General features: G+C 38.2%; 16 protein-coding genes and 1 pseudogene. 2 read left to right on the top strand and 15 right to left on the bottom strand.

Annotation, left to right across the window (positions count from 1 at the left end):
• Window positions 1-224 precede the first annotated feature (224 nt).
• From MHH85_RS05830 to MHH85_RS05785, 10 genes are all read right to left on the bottom strand, one after another.
• Window positions 225-755: a GNAT family N-acetyltransferase gene (locus MHH85_RS05830; RefSeq protein ID WP_340706253.1), complete on the bottom strand. Its 531-nt coding sequence runs from the start codon at window positions 753-755 to the stop codon at window positions 225-227.
• 357 nt (window positions 756-1,112) lie between these two features.
• On the bottom strand, window positions 1,113-1,337 hold the full coding sequence (locus tag MHH85_RS05825) for a hypothetical protein (protein WP_340706252.1): 225 nt from the start codon (window positions 1,335-1,337) through the stop codon (window positions 1,113-1,115).
• A 156-nt stretch (window positions 1,338-1,493) separates the two neighbouring features.
• Window positions 1,494-2,036, bottom strand: coding sequence for a DUF402 domain-containing protein (locus MHH85_RS05820; RefSeq protein ID WP_340706251.1), 543 nt, complete (start codon window positions 2,034-2,036; stop codon window positions 1,494-1,496).
• A gap of 78 nt (window positions 2,037-2,114) precedes the next feature.
• Window positions 2,115-2,333 (bottom strand): GNAT family N-acetyltransferase, encoded by a 219-nt coding sequence (locus tag MHH85_RS05815; RefSeq protein WP_340706250.1) that lies wholly within the window; start codon window positions 2,331-2,333, stop codon window positions 2,115-2,117.
• Window positions 2,334-2,456: a hypothetical protein gene (locus tag MHH85_RS05810; RefSeq protein WP_340706249.1), complete on the bottom strand. Its 123-nt coding sequence runs from the start codon at window positions 2,454-2,456 to the stop codon at window positions 2,334-2,336.
• Between the two features lie 121 nt (window positions 2,457-2,577).
• Window positions 2,578-3,042: an NUDIX hydrolase gene (locus MHH85_RS05805; RefSeq protein ID WP_340706248.1), complete on the bottom strand. Its 465-nt coding sequence runs from the start codon at window positions 3,040-3,042 to the stop codon at window positions 2,578-2,580.
• A gap of 44 nt (window positions 3,043-3,086) precedes the next feature.
• On the bottom strand, window positions 3,087-3,617 hold the full coding sequence (locus MHH85_RS05800) for a hypothetical protein (RefSeq protein ID WP_340706247.1): 531 nt from the start codon (window positions 3,615-3,617) through the stop codon (window positions 3,087-3,089).
• A 39-nt stretch (window positions 3,618-3,656) separates the two neighbouring features.
• Window positions 3,657-4,319 carry an HAD family hydrolase gene (locus MHH85_RS05795; protein ID WP_340706246.1) on the bottom strand — a complete coding sequence of 221 codons (663 nt, stop codon included), beginning with the start codon at window positions 4,317-4,319 and terminating at the stop codon, window positions 3,657-3,659.
• 44 nt (window positions 4,320-4,363) lie between these two features.
• Window positions 4,364-4,579 carry a hypothetical protein gene (locus MHH85_RS05790; RefSeq protein WP_053416087.1) on the bottom strand — a complete coding sequence of 72 codons (216 nt, stop codon included), beginning with the start codon at window positions 4,577-4,579 and terminating at the stop codon, window positions 4,364-4,366.
• Window positions 4,580-4,603: 24 nt separating this feature from the next.
• Window positions 4,604-5,401: a GNAT family N-acetyltransferase gene (locus MHH85_RS05785; RefSeq protein ID WP_340706245.1), complete on the bottom strand. Its 798-nt coding sequence runs from the start codon at window positions 5,399-5,401 to the stop codon at window positions 4,604-4,606.
• 125 nt (window positions 5,402-5,526) lie between these two features.
• Between MHH85_RS05785 and MHH85_RS05780 the strand changes: the two genes are divergently transcribed.
• Complete coding sequence (locus MHH85_RS05780; protein ID WP_340706244.1) at window positions 5,527-6,549, top strand: DUF2332 domain-containing protein; 1,023 nt, start codon at window positions 5,527-5,529, stop codon at window positions 6,547-6,549.
• A gap of 146 nt (window positions 6,550-6,695) precedes the next feature.
• Here MHH85_RS05780 and MHH85_RS05775 read toward each other — a convergent pair whose 3' ends face one another.
• From MHH85_RS05775 to MHH85_RS05765, 5 genes and pseudogenes are all read right to left on the bottom strand, one after another.
• On the bottom strand, window positions 6,696-7,160 hold the full coding sequence (locus MHH85_RS05775; protein WP_340706243.1) for an SMI1/KNR4 family protein: 465 nt from the start codon (window positions 7,158-7,160) through the stop codon (window positions 6,696-6,698).
• Window positions 7,161-7,477: 317 nt separating this feature from the next.
• Window positions 7,478-7,945, bottom strand: coding sequence for an exosporium glycoprotein BclB-related protein (locus tag MHH85_RS22250; protein WP_445684119.1), 468 nt, complete (start codon window positions 7,943-7,945; stop codon window positions 7,478-7,480).
• A gap of 480 nt (window positions 7,946-8,425) precedes the next feature.
• Window positions 8,426-8,655: pseudogene (locus MHH85_RS22245) on the bottom strand (hypothetical protein); the annotation flags it as partial.
• A gap of 173 nt (window positions 8,656-8,828) precedes the next feature.
• Complete coding sequence (locus tag MHH85_RS22240; RefSeq protein ID WP_445684104.1) at window positions 8,829-11,354, bottom strand: beta strand repeat-containing protein; 2,526 nt, start codon at window positions 11,352-11,354, stop codon at window positions 8,829-8,831.
• Between the two features lie 361 nt (window positions 11,355-11,715).
• Window positions 11,716-12,801, bottom strand: a complete 1,086-nt coding sequence (locus MHH85_RS05765; RefSeq protein WP_340706242.1) for a tetratricopeptide repeat-containing glycosyltransferase family 2 protein — start codon at window positions 12,799-12,801, stop codon at window positions 11,716-11,718.
• A 345-nt stretch (window positions 12,802-13,146) separates the two neighbouring features.
• On the opposite strand from MHH85_RS05765, the gene MHH85_RS05760 reads away from it, so the two are divergent.
• A complete protein-coding gene (locus MHH85_RS05760) occupies window positions 13,147-13,533 on the top strand; it encodes a MarR family winged helix-turn-helix transcriptional regulator (protein ID WP_340706241.1) in 387 nt (128 codons plus the stop codon).
• The last annotated feature ends 6 nt before the right edge of the window (window positions 13,534-13,539 follow it).

Raw genomic sequence — 13,539 nt, 5'->3', positions numbered from 1 at the left:
AAGTCATATATAGTAAAGCAACAGAAAAACTAGCCCACAAAATGCCTTTTTGGTTTACCGTTGCTTGAAGACAAAAAATACCATAGTAATAATTACTGGTAAATAAAAATCCATAATTCACCTAGATATTTAGTGATTAGGTTAATGTTAACAAAAAAGGTATATAATAAATAGGTATAAAAAATAGCCTATACTTTTAAAAAGTATAGGCTATTGAAATCAACTCAATCTGTTTTCAATTTAGAATATAAATTAAGGTCGATAAATTTCCCATTAGATCTTTCGGATTGTCTTAGTGTTCCTTCGAAAACAAAGTTTAACTTTTGCAAAAGCTTAATGGAATTTATATTTTCAGGTTCTACTTTTGCTTCGATTCTATTTAACTCTAAAGTCGTAAATGCATAATCTAACAAAGCACTGATTGCTTCAGTGGCATATCCCTTACCCCAAAATGATTTAGCGAGGTCATAGCCGATTTCCACTTTGGCATTTTCAAAATCTATAGAATTAAAACCACATGACCCGATAATTGCATTCGATTCCAACTCAATGATTGCGTAACGTACAGCTTTGTTCTCTTGAGCCAATTCATCTAATAGTTCTATCATATCTTTTGCTTGGTTTTCATCAGTAAAACTGCTGATATTCATGAATCTAGTAACATCTGGGTCAGACCAAATCCTAAATAAACTAGGAGAATCCGATACCTTCATTTTCCTTAATAATAATCTTTTTGTGTGTAGTTCTGTAATCAATACTTTCCCCTCCATTATGTTTTTGTAATTGGGTTAAAGTTATTGATATCTGCGCATAGTTCAGTCCCTTCAGTGTAAGATCTGATTTTATTATATAAAGTTTAATTTGCTTACACAAATAGAATGTTGATATTAAAGTTTATATTTTCTTTGTTGGGAAGTACACGTAGGAGATAGCTGATCCTGATTTTCGTTTCATAAAGAAAAGATTGCGGATCACCCTTTTTTACTTTCAATAATTTCAAATTAGAAAAAAATAGTAAATCCCATTGCTCATGGAGCTCAGTTTTTTGTAAACACCGAGATTTCATGTATATCTGCTTGAATTGGTATTGCTATTCTTCATACACCTCTACTTTAATACTTTGGCCGCGTTGCCCAAGATACGACAAACATCAGCCAAAAGCTTATGCAACACAATATTAAAATAATTCCCCAATCATAGTGTGGAACTACTTTAAACACAAAAATCATATATAGTAATGCTATAGAAAAACTAACCCATAGAAGATATTTTTGACTTACCATTGCTTGAAGAAAAATAAATGCCATAGTAATAATTATAGGTAAATAAAAATTCATAATTTTCCTCCCCTTTTGTTAATTAGGTTAATTTTAACAAAAATGGGACGTTATAGATAGTTATGAAAAATAGCCTATACTTTTAACAAGTATAGGCTATTGAAATCAAATCAATGTCTTAGTGTTCCAAAGATGAGTATATAATACAGCACTCTACTATAAATTTCCTTGCAATAAACACTTTCTATGTACATTACTTAATTTTATATATTTAAACGTATTATTCTGTAACTCTTCATAGATTGTATTAAAAGTATAGAATGCTAAATTATATTGTTCTTTTGTAATCCAACCTTCTTCTAACGCTTCTTCTATTTCTTCTAAATCTTTTTTTATTATTTCTCCAGTTGGTAAGACAATTAAATCTAAAAATAGGTCTTCCATATAGGGCACACCATTCTCGATACCATTATGAGTTGTAATATCTATATACCATTGAATAATTTCATTCGATTCGTTGAACATTGTAGTAATTGCAAAATGTTCATTCTCAGGAAGCTGTTGAAGCCAAGAATAACCATTATCGACAATACATATTTTCTTGTTACAATGGTACGTCCATAATGGTTCTTTTACTTTTTTTAAAGTTATTAAAGCAATATTCCCTGAAAAAGTCGTATCAGAAATATATAATTGTTTGAATTCACGCTCTAAGATTCTTGTCCAATCTTCTCTAGTTACAAATCGTTTTTTTAACAATGGTATCTCACTCTTTTCTCGGCTTTTATTGAATATCCAAACTCCATATAGCCCCCTCGTACCAGCATTAGTAGTTAATTACTTTTGTATTAAGTACTTAACTAGTTTTTTTACGAAACCAGAGCTCTTTAAGTTATCACCAAGGTCTAAGTAAAACTTATGAACGTCTGCTCTTTCCACTCTATTTCCACTATTTAAAACAATGGCATTTCTTTCATTTTTTATAATTAGTTTCTCCGCTTCAGCTATTAGCTGTTGGCCTATACCCATTCTTCGAAATTCTTGATTTACTACCATTCAAAGGATTCTGCCGTAACAGCCACTAAATTCATAAGCTAAACCAATATGTAATCCAAGAAGTCCCACTACCTGTTGATCGATTTCTGCTACAAATGTATGATAATCAGAATGATTACTCAATTTTTCAAGTCTTTCTTTCATTTATGATTGAGTGGTCTTATAGCCTAATTCATCCATTAAATAAGTTATATCAGCTAAATCATTTCTTTTGCATATAGAATAAAAGCCACTTCAGGCACCTTTATACTTCATTTACTCCTAAGATAGATTCCTTGAAAGGCATAATATATCCTCTATACTCTTCAGTTAAAGAATCTGGTATTTGGTTAATATTAAAATATTTTAAATCGCCTGTTTCTTCTTGGCCTTTTTTCATTTTACCTGTAATATTTCTCGTTATATAAACTGCAATTACTGAATATACTTCATCACTATTTACTACTTTACTTTCATAACTTTCACCAGAAAATACACCCAACAATTGTAAATCATCAATAATAAAACCTGTCTCCTCTAACACTTCTCTTTTCGCTGTTTCTTCTAAACTCTCTCCCTGCTCCATTAAACCACCGGGCAATTCCCAGACACCGTCCGATCTGCGTTGTAATAATAGCTCATTCATTTCATTCACTATAAGCACAACAGACCCTGGTAAGATTAATGGATGATTTCCAACTAGTTTTCTTATTTCGCTTACATAGCTCACACAATCCACTTCCTCTCATTTAATATAGCTTCGATAATTAAAGTTTATTTTTTCTTTGTTGGAAAGAACACGTAAGAGATGCTAATCAGCCCGTCTATTACTAAGACAACAGACCATAATTTCCAAACTTTATAAAGTGCTATTGTCTGCTCGTCTTTCCCTAGTATTAGCAGCATACCCCATAAAATTAAAGACCCTATAACATAGGCAATAATATGCTGTACAAACCCTTTCGCTTCACGCTTTCCCTTTTCTTTCCCATATAATTTTTTAGCTCGTTCGCCAGTTTTTAATATAAACCTTTTAAATTGTTGATCTGCCCAGTCGATCATTTGCTTTCCATAGGCAATGGATACACCTATATAAATAGCAGATAGTCCGTGAAAAGTATTTGCGGTTGCTCCATTTTTTAAATCTAACGCCGTCAGTACTATCAGTACGAGGTCTATTAAGGGTGTTGCAGCTAATACCCAAATGCTTATACGCTTTAATTTCAAAATGTAGCGTAAAACTAAACCAGCTATTATTAATAGCCAAAAAGCAATTTCTGCTCCAATAATAAAATAAATAATCATTTCCTTACCCACTTCCTTGCAATAAATAAATGCATTAAATCAATTCTTTTCTAATTGCTTAAGCAAATCGAAAACTTCCTCTAGTTTATCAATAATATGCTCGGATTTATACGACTCTATCAATTGATTTCTCTTCCAAATGCCTATCATCCCCACATCTCGGGCTGCTTCTACATCATTTGTTGGGTTATCACCAATAAAAACCGCCTCATTCGGAGATATCCGTAATTTAGCTAATGTATATTCAAAAATGTTCTTATCCGGCTTTTTCATTCCCACTTCTTCAGAAACAACAATGACATCAAATAGCTTTTCAATTCCGAGACCTCTAATATTCGCTCGTTGAAAGCCTACTTTCCCATTCGTTATCATACCTAGCAAATACCCTTGTCTCTTTAATTCAACTAATACTTCTTTATATTTTGGAAAACCAATTACAAAATATCGGAACCCTTCCGTATAATCGTTTAATAATTCTTCAACAGATATATCTAGCTTATATTCTTCAATTAGCCGAGTATATACTTCATCTTTCCAAACATATCCCCTAGCATCTAGCTCTACAATTTTCTGAATCAATTGACCCTTTTCAATATGCCCCCATACTGAGTGGAACCTTTCATATTGGTCGTCCAAAAACGCAAGCAATGATGCCTCTCGATTTAGAATCGTCTCATCTAGATCAAAAAGTATAGCTTTCATTTACCCCTCCTGGAAGATGTAGTTAAGAATTCTCTTATATATATCTATTTACCACGTTTAAATAAATCGATAGCATGTGAAAATGCATAAGCAGATACTAAAAAGCTACAGATGATTCCCGACCAAAAGACCGGACTACTTAACTCAGGTATTAGCTTTTCTCCAAGCGGTCCCGTCCGTGGCTGATAGATATACCAAAATTGCCAAACGATTGTCAGGAATACTAATATTGAAAAAACCATTAAAAAGTATTTTTTCATTCCATTCACCTACCAGTAACAATACTAGTTGTACTTATTGTAAATCGCCTTTGTATACACTAAATCCATCGTACTTTTCGCCATATTAACATGACTGATACTCTCGAATTTTGCTTCACTTGTCATATATATAGCCCCTTGCTTTAAGGCGTACTGTGCTCTTGCTTTAATGAGCGCTTTTTGAATTCCTTGTCCACGATATTCTGGCAGTGTTGTTGCAGCTGCTAATGTAGCTATACCATCCTGTATATATAGCACTGCTATTCCAACCATTTTGTCATCTTTGACGGCTTTAAAGAATTGCCAGCCTTCAAGCTCATACAAAATCTCATTATTTTGTTTCACGCCATCCGCGATGAATTCAGGTAATCCATAACCTTTAACATAGACTTCTGCAAAATCATTAAAATCCTCTTTCTTTAACAACTGAATTTCGCAATTTCTTTGGCATATACTATTTGCTATTTCCTTAACATTACCAATGAAAGATGCATGAAAACCTGTTTGAACAAATTCATGTTTATTTAATTCTAAAAACAACTCTTTACTCGCATTTTGCGGTGCGACCTCAATTTGAAAGTCCATGTTTTGTTGTTTATACCAATCTACAATTTCAGATAAGTAAATATAATCTTCCTCATTTATATTTCTTACAGTATTAAAAGCTGTTCCAGATATACGTCGTACTTGAAAAGCAAGAGCCGAGCCAAATTGTTTCATTTGAGATCCCAATTCATTATTATTTTTGGACTTAAACGCTTTTAATCTAGAAATTAAAGTATTATTTTCACTTAACATGACAATGTCTGAAACTTGTCTCATTACCTTCACCCTTTTCATATGTATATAAAATTCTTTCACTTGCTTCAATTTACTAATATGTGAATATTATGTATATTAATTATAACAGAATATACCATTAACTTTTAAGATTGGACGGTGAAAATATGATCGTTTCAGAAAAAATCAGTCGTAATTTTACTATATTTGCTGAAAAGGAATGTGCTGGGTCTAGCCGTTTATATGAATGTTTATCTTATGAAATTGCTAAAGATGACACTATTTTAGAGTTATCTAGCCATATCCCACAAGATCAACCGAAACCGAATTTACTTTTTGCTAGTGTACAATATTTACTAAATAATTCAAGTTCAGAAGAGTTACGCTCTTATTATCCCAACTTTGTATCCAACGCAAAAAATCCAGAAGAGGCTTTTCCACATTTCAAAGCTTTTTGCCTAGAACATTGGGATTCATTAAAATCGTTGTTTCAAATAAAACTGGTACAAACCAATGAAGTTAGACGATGCGCTTACCTTTATCCTATTTTCACTGAAATATATGTCAAGCACAACAAACCTTTAACACTGATTGAAATAGGTACTAGTGCAGGACTTCAACTTGGTTTAGACCAATATGCTTATCAATATAATGAAGGTAGCATTTGTGGAAAAGACGATTCTAACGTACTTATAGAAGCTACTAATAAAGGGATAGCATTACCAGAGTCCATTGAAACACCTCCGGTTATTAGACAAAGAATTGGTATCGATTTACACACAAATAATGTGAAAAATGAAGACGATGTGGAATGGTTAAACGCTTTAATTTGGCCGGAACATACAGATCGTCTCAAATTATTTAACGCTGCGACAGATGTTATTCAAAAATTAGATATCGAACTTATAGACGGTAATGCCGTGGAATTAATAGAAGACATTGTAAAGCAAGTAGATGAAGATTCTATTATTTGCGTGTTCCACACACATGTTGCAAATCAAATACCTTTAGTGCAAAAAGAGCAACTGTTGAAAAACCTGAAGACAATTAGTCAAGAAAGAGAGATATATCATATTTACAACAATCTATTTGATGCAGATTTGCACCGCGATTATTTTTATAAAGAAATCTGTGAAGAACATATATTTGAGCGTCCTGATGGTCATGCACGTTGGTTTACATGGAGCTGAATACAAGACAAAGAGGAACTGTGTGCTTAGACAGTTCCTCTTTGTCCATAAATTTCCTTTTTATTTTTAATTAATCCCTAATAATGCGTTATGGAATACTTATTTGCTCTATATAGAGAATAATAATAAATCAATTATTTCTTGTTTTACAAATCTTCACAGACTATCTCATATAAAAACTCGCCAAAGTTATCTGCAATCGCATCGTACTCTAGACCCATTCCTATAGCTGGCATATAAGAAACAATCTCTGGTTCCCCCGCCTTTATTTGATTGAAATCCAAACAGAATAGTTCGCCATTTCCCGGATTATAAATAACTAAGAGATTACTAGGCAAGCCAACTTCTTTTCTCAATGTTAATGTATAATTTATACCATTTAACATGGAAGGACTCTCGAAATCATCACTCGAAATACCCAATATTTTAACACCTGCGAAGATTCCTGCACCAAATGTTTCTAAGAAGTTTCTATACGACCCTATTATTTCTAATTCTAAAATTCGCTCAATTTGCTCAAGTAAATTGCTTGGCTGAGGTCCTACAAAACTAGCTATTTCTTTTTCGGTTAATATTAACTCTTTAGCAGCTTCATACGATGATAATCTCATTTTCTATCATCCCCCACCAGTTCATAGTCTCTCATTAATTTTTTCTTTAATATATTCTATGCAGCATTTAGTATATTCACTACTTGATTTATAATAATTTTTTTCATAAGAAACTTTACTTCCTTGTATTCTCTAATCCACTTTTAATAACCTGGAAATAAATCCTCCTACTAAAATCTTTTTTCGTGCTGATTATTTCCATCTTTTTAAGAAAAATATTGCTTCGCTCTATTACCTAATTTTTCGTGAAGAAAATAGGTAACATTTCAGTCGTTACCAAACTAACTGAAATGTTACCTATTATTGTTTTACTATAATCAACTAATTGTAACACCCGCACTTGCTGTACCTGTAATAGCTGTTACTACACTTAACCCTGTAGTAGCCACAGAGAATACCATAATTAAACGATCTCCTACATTTACTGGTTCATTTAAATTTGCAAGAGCACCATTTAATGTAGTAAATGCAGCTATAGCACCAGCTAATGGTGTAAAGCTTATAAGAGTCGATGCTAAAGGTGCAAATACGTTTGATGATGCATTTTGTGATTTCCATACTTGTGCCGTAATAGTAGCTGTACCTAAAACAGCTATATTAAGAGCAACTGTAATATTAAAGAATGCAGCAACATTTGTAATTGCTCCAGCACGTGGAACGACAAATGCTTCATTACTAATATTTTGAAGATTTACTGTAGCATTACCAATCCCTACACTAGTAGTACTATTGCCAAATGCAATAATAGCTCCGGTATTAGGTACCCCAGTTAATAGTGAATTTATTGTTACTGTGCCTCCTGATGCAAATGGGATTACGCCTCCTGAACCAGTTGCTCCCCTTGCTCCTGTTGGCCCGGTGACTCCGGTTGGTCCTGTTGCTCCCGTTGGTCCTGTTACTCCTGTTGGTCCAGTTACTCCCGTTGCCCCAGTTAATCCTGTTGCTCCAGTTGCCCCAGTTGCTCCAGTTAATGTTGCTCCAGTTGATCCCGTTGCTCCTGTTGGTCCCGTTGCCCCAGTTAATCCTGTTGCTCCTGTTGGTCCCGTTACCCCAGTTGCTCCTGTTGGACCTGTTGCTTCCAGTTCCCGTTGCTCCGATCCAGTTGCCCCAGTCCTGTTGGACCCGTTGCTCCAGTTACTCCCGTTGCTCCAGTTGATCCTGTTGCCCGTTACTCCTGTTACACCAGTTGCTCCCGTTGGTCCGGTTGGTCCCAGTTACCCCAGTCGGTCCTGTTGCTCCTGTTGGTCCGGTTACTCCGGTTGATCTCCTGTCGGCCCAGTTGATCCCGTTGCTCCCGTTGCTCCAGTTGGACCCGTTGCTCCAGTTGCTCCCGTTGCCCCAGTTGTTGACCTGTTGCTCCAGTTACTCCAGTTGCTCCCGTTGGTCCGGTTGACCCAGTGGATCCTGTTGCTCCAGTCGACCCTGTTGCCCCAGTTACTCCCGTTGATCCGGTTACACCAGTTGCTCCGATCGCTCCAGTTACACCAGTCGGCCCAGTGTTTCCTGTTGGTCCAGTTACTCCCGTTGGTCCTGTTGACTCCAGTTACTCCCGTTGTCCAGTTACTCCCGTTGGTCCCGTTGCCCCAGTTACTCCTGTTGGTCCAGTTACCCCAGTTGCTCCCGTTGCCCCAGTTAATCCTGTTGCTCCTGTCGATCCCGTTGCTCCAGTTACCCCTGTTGGTCCTGTTGAACCCCTGTTGGTCCTGTTGCTCCAGTTGCTCCAGTTGATCCTGTTGCTCCTGTCGATCCCGTTGCTCCAGTTACTCCCGTTGGTCCAGTTACTCCCGTTGGTCCCGTTGCCCCAGTTACTCCTGTCGGCCCAGTTGATCCCGTTGACCCAGTTGCTCCTGTTGGTCCAGTTGCTCCTGTCGATCCCGTTGCTCCAGTTACCCCTGTTGGTTGTTGGACCTGTTGCTCCCCGTTGCTCCCGTTGCTCCTGTTGGACCTGTTGCTCCAGTTACTCCAGTTGCTCCCGTTGGTCCGGTTGACCCAGTCGTTTCTCCAGTCGACCCTGTTGACCCAGTTACTCCCGTTGATCCTGTTGTTGCTCCCGTTGCCCCTGTTGGTCGATCCAGTTGCTCCAGTTACCCCTGTTGCTCCGGTCGATCCTGTTGCTCCAGTTACACCAGTTGCTCCAGTTACTCCCGTCGCTCCCGTTGGTCCGGTTGACCCAGTCGCTCCGGTTGACCCTGTTGCTCCTGTTTCTCCAGTCGACCCTGTTGCTCCAGTTACTCCCGTTGCTCCGGTTACACCAGTTGCTCCTGTCGATCCCGTTGCTCCAGTTACTCCTGTTGCTCCTGTCGATCCCGTTGCTCCAGTTACTCCTGTTGCTCCTGTCGATCCCGTTGCTCCAGTTACTCCCGTTGGTCCGGTTGACCCAGTCGCTCCGGTTGACCCTGTTGGTCCTGTTTCTCCCGTTGCTCCGGTTACACCAGTTGCTCCTGTCGATCCCGTTGCTCCAGTTACTCCTGTCGGCCCAGTTGATCCTGTTGCTCCTGTCGATCCCGTTGCTCCAGTTACTCCTGTTGGTCCTGTTGGTCCTGTTACCCCAGTTGCTCCAGTTGCCCCAGTTGGTCCTGTTGGACCTGTTGCTCCAGTTACTCCTGTCGGCCCAGTTGATCCCGTTGCCCCAGTTACCCCTGTTGCTCCCGGTGCTCCAGTTACCCCTGTTGCTCCGGTTGCTCCAGTTACTCCTGTTGCTCCGATCGCTCCAGTTACACCAGTCGGCCCAGTGTTTCCTGTTGGTCCAGTTACTCCCGTTGGTCCCGTTGCCCCAGTTACCCCAGTTACCCCAGTTGCTCCCGTTGCCCCAGTTAATCCTGTTGCTCCTGTCGATCCCGTTGCTCCAGTTACCCCTGTTGGTCCTGTTGAACCTGTTGCTCCAGTTACTCCAGTTGCTCCCGTTGGTCCGGTTGACCCAGTCGCTCCGGTTGACCCAGTGGATCCTGTTGCTCCAGTCGACCCTGTTGCCCCAGTTACTCCCGTTGATCCTGTCGATCCAGTTGCTCCAGTTACCCCTGTTGCTCCGGTCGATCCTGTTGCTCCGGTTACACCAGTTGCTCCAGTTACTCCCGTCGCTCCCGTTGGTCCGGTTGACCCAGTCGCTCCGGTTGACCCTGTTGGTCCTGTTTCTCCAGTCGACCCTGTTGCTCCAGTTACTCCCGTTGCTCCGGTTACACCAGTTGCTCCTGTCGATCCCGTTGCTCCAGTTACTCCTGTCGGCCCAGTTGATCCCGTTGCTCCAGTTACTCCTGTTGCTCCTATCGATCCCGTTGCTCCAGTTGCTCCAGTTGCTCCCGTTGCCCCAGTTGGACCTGTTGCTCCAGTTACTCCAGTTGCTCCCGTTGATCCGGTTGACCCAGTGGATCCTGTTGCTCCAGTCGACCCTGTTGCCCCAGTTACTCCCGTTGCTCCGGTTACACCAGTTGCTCCAGTTACTCCTGTCGGCCCAGTTGCTCCAGTCGCTCCTGTCGATCCTGTTGCTCCGATCGCTCCAGTTACACCAGTCGGCCCAGTGTTTCCTGTTGGTCCTGTTTCTCCAGTTACTCCCGTTGCTCCCGTTGGTCCGGTTGACCCAGTCGCTCCGGTTGACCCTGTTGGTCCAGTTGATCCTGTTGCTCCTGTCGATCCCGTTGCTCCAGTTACTCCCGTTGATCCTGTTGCTCCGGTTACACCAGTTACTCCTGTCGGCCCAGTTGATCCCGTTGCCCCAGTTGCTCCAGTTGCTCCAGTTGCTCCAGTTACTCCTGTCGGCCCAGTTGATCCCGTTGCCCCAGTTGCTCCTGTCGGCCCAGTTGATCCCGTTGCCCCAGTTGCTCCAGTTGCTCCAGTTACTCCAGTTACTCCTGTCGGCCCAGTTGATCCCGTTGCCCCAGTTGCTCCTGTCGATCCCGTTGCTCCAGTTACTCCTGTCGGCCCAGTTAATCCCGTTGGTCCGGTTACTCCGGTTGACCCTGTTGCTCCGGTCGGTCCGCTTGACCCCGTTGATCCCGTTGGACCTGTTGCTCCTGTTGCTCCGGTTGGCCCCGTTGGACCTGTTTTACCTCTATTATGACAATGATCTATTATATAAAGCGGTTCACATGGATCTATATAATCTAAATCTCTAATAACTGTTTTAGGACTTCTTTTTTTGTGGTTACATGAACATTGATATTTATTACAAACAGTACACCTCGTTTTATTTGAATCCATTATTATCACCTCCCATCATATACATACTATTCTCGTGAAATAGATTGATATTGGACAATTGTAATGTGACAGAAAAAAATTGGATAATCATCTCATTCATGATAGTCTGATAATTATGTATTTCTCTAGCATGCTATTAAACTGTAAAATGAAAATGGGATATGCTTATATCTAAAATATTTCTGTAATACAATATAGGTATCAGAATTAAAAATTTCTTAATCTATTAAAACCCTCAAGTAAAACTATTAACATTTTTGACAACAAAACAAAAAAACGGCTGAAGAATACTCTCCAATCGTTTTTTTAATATATCCAGAAAAATGAATCGGCAAAGGCTTTTATCTGTAATTTTCACTTTCTAAAATCTCTTTTCTTCCAAATTCACATTGTCCTCAAAATACTTTTTATTATTTATAATGGTTTGATTAGTCGGATTATATTTAAGTGCCATTTCATTATGTTCATATGATTTTTTCATTTGATTTAATCGATGATATAGAACACATAGCTGTAGATGAGGCAGCCAAGTAAAGAAGCTTTTATTTTGAAAACTAAGTTTTAATTCATCTTTATATAAAATCGCTTTTTCATACCAATGGATCGCTTCTGTATTTTTATTTTGTTCCATAAAATGAAAACCTATCCGACAGCAAGCTTCAGGGCGTGGCACATCATATTGAAGAGATCTCAATGATGACTTAAATGCCATTTCTTTATCTTCCAAAAAAGTATAGCAATCAGCTAAATTAAAACATGCACGAATATTATCTTCAATCCATCCTAATTTTGATTCAAGAAAAGAATCATATTGAGTTATTGCCTCCTCATAACGCGCATGGTCTTTTAATTCATTTGCGAAGTAAAACGTGTCACGCGCTGAAAATGGTTGGTCATCCTTTAACATTTTTTCATAAATTCTTATATTACGATCACTATCGTGACTTAATGGCATATGCGATACAGCTACTTCGCAATCAAATAAATTTCCTGAAACCGCCAGAAATTCATGTACAGACCCTACCCATTTAAAATCATTGTCTTTTTTCACTAAGCGATATCTTCTTAACGATGAAATGACATTTCCATCAGCATCATGCGATAAATTATAGGTCATTGAAACTGCATCAATTGAAGGTTCTAAAGTTTCTTTTAATACTTTCAATTTCTCACGGTTTTCATCTGTAAAAATATCATCTGCATCGAGCCACAAAATATAATCCGAGGTTGCCTGCTGGAAAGAATAATTTCTGGCAGCTGCAAAATCTTCAATCCATTCAAAATCAAAAATACGATCCGTATATTCTTTTACGATGTCCTTTGTTTTATCTTCTGAACCTGTATCTACAATATTAATCTCATCAACTATATCTTTCACTGAAGCTAAACATCTGCCGATTACTTCTTCTTCATTTTTAACAATCATGCATAAACTTATTGTTACCAAACAGATCCCTCCAATTTCATCCTATATGTATATGCTTAAAAGATAGTAAAGGACATGAAAAAGTTCTATCTTGAGGTGAAATTTTATTGGGTAAATCCAAAATTGTTACACCCTTACTTAATTATTTGAAATTGAGATGAATTATGAATTATTAAATCTATATGTACTTTTCACCTACCATCCTACTTATCCCCAAACAATGAACTTCCTATATCCCCCATTCATCATTAGTATTTGACACTACAAATCATCTATTATATTATTAGTTAGAATTCTAATTAATTGGGGTGATTAATTATTAACGATGAAACACTTCAACATCAATTCCGTACAATTGGCCATAGATTGAAAACAATTGGAGATAAAAAACTAGAAACTTATAATTTAACAATTGAGCAAGCTCGTTTCATTGGTTATCTATTCCTTCATGAAGATGAGGGTATCTCACAAAAAGATATGGAACGTGCTTTCCAACGAAAAGGATCATCCATTAGTAGCATTGTACACAATTTAGAGAAAAAGGGTTTTATCGAAAGAAAAGTAGATATGAAGGATGAACGTAGAAGAATCATTCATGTACTGCCTAAAGGTAAAAATCTGGTTGAAGATTTCAACGATTTTTTTAATGAAATGGAAACTACTATGGTAAACGGATTTGATGATAAGGAAAAAGATGCTTTATCCACCATGTTAGATAAAGTAATCAATAATCTTGATTATAAAACTGATTAATTTCAG

Origin of the sequence: Viridibacillus sp. FSL E2-0187 (genome assembly GCF_038006425.1) — a bacterium.
In the GTDB taxonomy this organism is placed as follows: Bacteria; Bacillota; Bacilli; order Bacillales_A; family Planococcaceae; genus Viridibacillus; species Viridibacillus arvi.
This window is presented reverse-complemented; position numbering and strand designations above follow the sequence as displayed.

Bases quoted from the DNA above. Each gene is read 5' to 3' on its own strand.
- MHH85_RS05825 (WP_340706252.1), bottom strand. From the start codon at position 1,337: ATGAATTTTTATTTACCTATAATTATTACTATGGCATTTATTTTTCTT.
- MHH85_RS05775 (WP_340706243.1), bottom strand. From the start codon at position 7,160: ATGAGATTATCATCGTATGAAGCTGCTAAAGAGTTAATATTAACCGAA.
- MHH85_RS22240 (WP_445684104.1), bottom strand. From the start codon at position 11,354: ATGGATTCAAATAAAACGAGGTGTACTGTTTGTAATAAATATCAATGT.
- MHH85_RS05785 (WP_340706245.1), bottom strand. From the start codon at position 5,401: ATGAGACAAGTTTCAGACATTGTCATGTTAAGTGAAAATAATACTTTA.
- MHH85_RS05780 (WP_340706244.1), top strand. From the start codon at position 5,527: ATGATCGTTTCAGAAAAAATCAGTCGTAATTTTACTATATTTGCTGAA.
- MHH85_RS05815 (WP_340706250.1), bottom strand. From the start codon at position 2,333: ATGGTAGTAAATCAAGAATTTCGAAGAATGGGTATAGGCCAACAGCTA.
- MHH85_RS05790 (WP_053416087.1), bottom strand. From the start codon at position 4,579: ATGAAAAAATACTTTTTAATGGTTTTTTCAATATTAGTATTCCTGACA.
- MHH85_RS05795 (WP_340706246.1), bottom strand. From the start codon at position 4,319: ATGAAAGCTATACTTTTTGATCTAGATGAGACGATTCTAAATCGAGAG.
- MHH85_RS05800 (WP_340706247.1), bottom strand. From the start codon at position 3,617: ATGATTATTTATTTTATTATTGGAGCAGAAATTGCTTTTTGGCTATTA.